We start from the raw sequence: 1442 nt of genomic DNA on the forward strand, positions 1-1442 counted from the left end.
AGCCTCGATCCACCGATGAAGGTTGGACCGGCAGGACCCCGGATGTAGAAAGTGCCCTCTGAACTGGAAGGATAGGAGTTCTGACGCTTCTATCGTTCGGTTCGAGAGGGCACCTCGCAGGTGAGATTACGCTATGACGCGCCGGTGGTGCGCGCGACGTTCGACGATCCGAATCTGGTGTCGTGCGCCGGCCTTGTCCCGGTGATGCGCCTCGCCGAGCAGGCCGGCCTGCACGACGCGGTCGCAGACCGGGTCAGCCTGCCGACCGACAAAGGTGCCAACCCGGCCGGGAAGGTCGCCACGATCGTGGCCGGGATGCTCGCGGGCGCAGACAGCATCGACGACCTCGACATCGCCCGACACGGCGGCATGCGCTCACTGTTCGGCGGCGTGTACGCGCCGTCGACACTCGGCTCGTTCCTACGCACGTTCACCCACGGCCATGTCCGGCAGTTGCACGCCGCCGCCCGTGACACCCTGATCGGTCTCGCCGCACGGGTGCCGATCCTGGCCGACGCGGACGTGCTGACCTTCGTGGACATCGACTCGATGCTGCGCCGGGTCTACGGCAAACAGAAACAAGGCATCGGGTTCGGCCACACCAAGATCGGCGGCTACAACGTGCGGCTACGCGGCTACAACCCCCTGGTCGCGACGGTGGCGACACCACTGTCCGCGCCCGTCGTCGCGGCCACCCGGCTACGCGCCGGGAACGCCGGCTCCAGCCGCGGCGCCGCGAGCATGATCGCCGAAACGATCACCACCGCCCGATCCTGCGGCGCGACCGGCGAGATCGTGGTCCGGGCCGACTCCGCCTTCTACTCCAAGGCGGTCATCGCCACCTGCCGACGCCACAAGGTGCGGTTCTCCGTCACCGCCCGGATCGACGCCAAGGTCCGCACCGCATGCGACAGCATCGGCGACGACCAGTGGATCGACATCCGCTATCCGCAGGCCGTCTGGGACGAGGAAGAACAGCGGTGGATCTCCGACGCGCAGATCGCCGAAACCGAATACACCGCGTTCGCCGGCACCCGGCAGCAGGTGACCGCCCGGCTGATCGTGCGCCGCGTCCGCCGCGACGACCCCACCCAGGCTCCCGGCCAGGAAGAGCTCCTGCCCGCCTACCGGTACCACGCGGTACTCACCGACAGCCCGTACACCCTCGTGCAGGCCGAAGCCCAGCACCGCCAGCACGCGGTCATCGAGCAGATCAACGCGGATCTGATCGCCGGACCCCTCGCGCACCTACCATCCGGCCGATTCTCAGCAAACGACGCCTGGCTGACCTGCACCGCCATCGCCCACAACCTCACCCGCGCCGCCGGGCACCTCGCCGCCGGCACCTGGACCACCGCCCGAACCTCGACCATCCGCACCCGCATCATCACCGTCGCCGCCCGCCTCGCGCACCGGGCCCGCACCATCCACCTGCACCTACC

Annotated in this window: 1 protein-coding gene; it reads left to right on the forward strand. The window is 68.9% G+C overall.

Translation table 11 applies throughout. The features are described 5' to 3' along the window. Positions 1 to 120: 120 nt before the first annotated feature. Positions 121 to 1442 (forward strand): IS1380 family transposase (locus ACFHWS_RS28435; RefSeq protein ID WP_416569572.1); only part of this gene is annotated, 1322 nt, incomplete at its 3' end.

Origin of the sequence: Micromonospora sp. LOL_013 (assembly GCF_048060315.1) — a bacterium.
Lineage (GTDB): Bacteria > Actinomycetota > Actinomycetes > Mycobacteriales > Micromonosporaceae > Micromonospora_E.